At 41.8% G+C, this 3,008-nt stretch carries 6 protein-coding genes; all 6 read left to right on the top strand.

The features are described 5' to 3' along the window. Nucleotides 1–87, top strand: an 87-nt coding sequence (locus tag KDK17_RS19485; protein ID WP_368736475.1) for a type II toxin-antitoxin system MqsA family antitoxin, incomplete at its 5' end; no start/stop codon positions are given. Nucleotides 88–499: 412 nt separating this feature from the next. Then, nucleotides 500–760 (top strand): type II toxin-antitoxin system RelB/DinJ family antitoxin, encoded by a 261-nt coding sequence (locus KDK17_RS06225; RefSeq protein WP_257281776.1) that lies wholly within the window; start codon nucleotides 500–502, stop codon nucleotides 758–760. A 2-nt stretch (nucleotides 761–762) separates the two neighbouring features. Further along, the gene (locus tag KDK17_RS06230) at nucleotides 763–1,032 is read left to right on the top strand and encodes a type II toxin-antitoxin system YafQ family toxin (RefSeq protein WP_257281775.1); all 270 of its coding nucleotides are present in this window, start codon (nucleotides 763–765) and stop codon (nucleotides 1,030–1,032) included. A gap of 89 nt (nucleotides 1,033–1,121) precedes the next feature. Beyond that, complete coding sequence (locus KDK17_RS06235; protein WP_257281774.1) at nucleotides 1,122–1,400, top strand: hypothetical protein; 279 nt, start codon at nucleotides 1,122–1,124, stop codon at nucleotides 1,398–1,400. A gap of 138 nt (nucleotides 1,401–1,538) precedes the next feature. Next, nucleotides 1,539–2,594 (top strand): hypothetical protein, encoded by a 1,056-nt coding sequence (locus tag KDK17_RS06240; protein ID WP_257287616.1) that lies wholly within the window; start codon nucleotides 1,539–1,541, stop codon nucleotides 2,592–2,594. A gap of 18 nt (nucleotides 2,595–2,612) precedes the next feature. Beyond that, a complete protein-coding gene (locus KDK17_RS06245; RefSeq protein ID WP_257287617.1) occupies nucleotides 2,613–2,852 on the top strand; it encodes a hypothetical protein in 240 nt (79 codons plus the stop codon). The last annotated feature ends 156 nt before the right edge of the window (nucleotides 2,853–3,008 follow it).

The raw sequence follows: 3,008 nt of genomic DNA on the forward strand, positions 1-3,008 counted from the left end.
GGCAAAACCAAACCACCACTTTCACTGGTAAAACTGTTCAGACTGCTGGACAATCATCCAGAGCTTTTGTCTGAAATTCGCAGCTGAAATACTTACTAGTCACTGTGAGACAGTCAGACGTATTTGCTGGAAACAGGATTTTAACTGGTCGTCACGCAGGATCTCTTCGTAGAGCTTTAGGTCACGGCCTCGCTGCTGTATGACACTGTCAGGGTGGGCTAGCAATGTCGTATAAGCTTTGGCCATGCGTATGCTATGGTCGGCCTTTGCGATTTCTCCGAGAGTTGCTTCCCTGCCATGATAGTATGCTTCGTGGTACGGTTGTTGATGATATTATACCGAGTGTGCAGTATATCCCTCAGCTTCAGACGCCGACCGAAGGGCGGTCGGGTGGCGAAGCCACGAATTGGAAGCGTTTGTTATGTTGCGTTTGCACTGTACCCCAAATGATCTACAATGACACTGTACAGAACAATATGACGCATAGGGGTACTTAAAAATGAGCAAAAGCGCAATGATCCGAGCCAGAATAGAGCCTGATGTGAAGGAACATGCAGAAGCGATATTCAAGAAACTGGGGCTGAACGCAACAGATGCAATCACCTTGTTTTATAAGCAAGTAGGTTTGTGCAATGGATTACCTTTTGATGTTCGTATACCTAATGAAGAAACCCTTAAAGCCTTTGACGACACAGAGAAAGGGGTTGGTTTAACGCACTACGAAAACGCTCAGGAAATGTACGATGACTTGGATATTTAATGATGCTAAAGCCAGTCAGTACGAATCAATTCAAAAGGGACGTTAAAAAAGCAAAGAAGCAGGGTAAAGATTGCTCAAAATTAAAAAAAGTCACAGACCGGCTCATAGAAGATAGACCACTTGCAGCGAGATACAAAGACCATTCCCTGACTGGTAACTATCGCGGCTATCGAGAATGTCACATAGAGCCAGACTGGTTATTAATCTATGCAGTGGTAGAAGATAAAATATTCTTTGAGCGTCTGGGGTCACATTCTGAATTGTTTAGGTAGCAACATAACCCTATGTTAGGTGTCTCTGTGCAATCTCTCAGTATCTGCTACGCTGACTGCTTGCACAATAATTGATAACGGAACGCAGTATGTCACTGCAGCATCGTGCAGAGAGACTTGAATCCCATTTTGAATCGCTGGATAACGCCGTACACCGGCTCATCGAGATTAGCGGGGAAACACAGAAGATTGTACTGGAAAACCAGCGGGAAAATCGGTTGCGCATTGCACAGCATGACCGTGAACTTTCAGAAATTAAAGCTGCCATTGGTGCTCTTACTGAAGCCACCCTTGCAGGCTTTAAACGTAGCGACGAAAAAATAGAACAGCTAGAATTACTCATCCGTCAACGCCTCCCCAACAACTAACACGCCACCTGACAATAAAATCCAGTGGATTGTCTGTCGGCAACCACTGATTTAAGGGTTTATGCGGCTATACTGAGCCCGGCAAGTCAAACCTGTTTATTTTTCATGGCTTGTTTGAAGTTGATCAGGGCATTTATTATGAAAACTTCTTGTCTCTATGTTTTATTACAAATTGTAATTATTAGCTCACAGGCAGTTACCTCATTGCTTGCTGATGAGTCTTACCAATCTGTTAATACTACCAAAGATGGAGTTATAAAATGTCCATCTAACATTTCATTTAGTTTTCAAGATACTGCTAATGTTTTTTTTGATTGTAAAGATCTAACGTGGTTTCCCATTAATAAAGTTTGTCAAGATGCTACATGTTTTATTCCACGCACACAGACAACATGTGAAATAAGTGTTTATGAATATGATCATATATCTATGAATTACCCGTTTAGTTGTGAAGATGATTGTAAGTGTAAAATTGATTATTATGGATCTGACAATTTTCTGCCTACGGATCCATGCATTCCGTACGTTAATGACAAAAATTGCCCTGTATCTTTTTTATACATTAGACATGAAAAATTGACTTGGACGGCTTGTCATGAGGGTAATGCGGTTGGCAATTTTACTAACCCAAAGAATAAAGAAGTTTGTACTGTGGCTGTTAACTCTTGGGGAAGCAGAGGTTGGTTTACATGCCCATATTGGGGGGATGATGACAGCTATTATTTTAGGGGCGATGATGGGTTTCTTCACATTGGTGTAACAAGCCATTCTCGACCGTTGTTACCTAATGACGGATCATGTGCCATTCCGCACTTTAAATACAAAGGGTTATTATGGGACTTTTGTACAAAAGGCGATGGTGCTGGACAAGCTACAAATATTTTTCTAGATATACCAGAAAAATGCACTGTCAAAATAAGCTCTGTTTGCGAAACTGGTGCTGAGAGTTGCGGGATAATTAACTGTGGAGAGAGTGATTGTGTCGCCAGCTGGAATATGCCTTATAAACCGCAGTTTTACGATTTTCCGGATGGGTGTATGGGCAAATCTATTAATTTTCCCTCTGATAATAATAAAATCATTATTCCTGCTGTAGTTGGAAGTGTCGTTTTTGTTGGAACGGCGTCAGTCATCGGAGCAGCCTGCTATTTTTATCACCGATATAAGCGACAAGGTTATCAGTCTGTTCATTGATCAGAACAAACAGGGGCAATGCCGCATCACAAATACTCCCGGTTCTTTCGTTTCGCTCACCTGACGCCGCCTTTGTCGGCTCGGCTTAACAGGAGGGATCTGACTTGCGAATTCTGGCGATATACTTCGGGTCGTTCTGCTGATCACTATGAAAATGGGCATGGCCAGGTTCTCAGACTGAAAGATAAGACGACGTTGAGGTTGGACGTTCGCAGTCGTTCGAATCTGGATGTTGAGCTAAAGCCAGAGGGTGAGTGACAGGGAGGTGATTATCTTGAATACTTACTTTTACCACTAAATGTAAGTAATTTCTGGCAGAATATTGAAAAAGCTTTAACTCATTGATTTAATTGAATTACTTTTATCAAATAAAACTGTGTTTCAATAAATACCCCATCTGATATACCCTAAAAA

Origin of the sequence: Endozoicomonas sp. SESOKO2 (assembly GCF_024606245.1) — a bacterium.
Taxonomy (GTDB): domain Bacteria; phylum Pseudomonadota; class Gammaproteobacteria; order Pseudomonadales; family Endozoicomonadaceae; genus Endozoicomonas_A.

Excerpts from the sequence above, each read along its gene's own strand:
- KDK17_RS06225 (WP_257281776.1), top strand. The coding sequence starts at position 500 with ATGAGCAAAAGCGCAATGATCCGAGCCAGAATAGAGCCTGATGTGAAG.
- KDK17_RS06230 (WP_257281775.1), top strand. The coding sequence starts at position 763 with ATGCTAAAGCCAGTCAGTACGAATCAATTCAAAAGGGACGTTAAAAAA.
- KDK17_RS06235 (WP_257281774.1), top strand. The coding sequence starts at position 1,122 with ATGTCACTGCAGCATCGTGCAGAGAGACTTGAATCCCATTTTGAATCG.
- KDK17_RS06240 (WP_257287616.1), top strand. The coding sequence starts at position 1,539 with ATGAAAACTTCTTGTCTCTATGTTTTATTACAAATTGTAATTATTAGC.
- KDK17_RS06245 (WP_257287617.1), top strand. The coding sequence starts at position 2,613 with ATGCCGCATCACAAATACTCCCGGTTCTTTCGTTTCGCTCACCTGACG.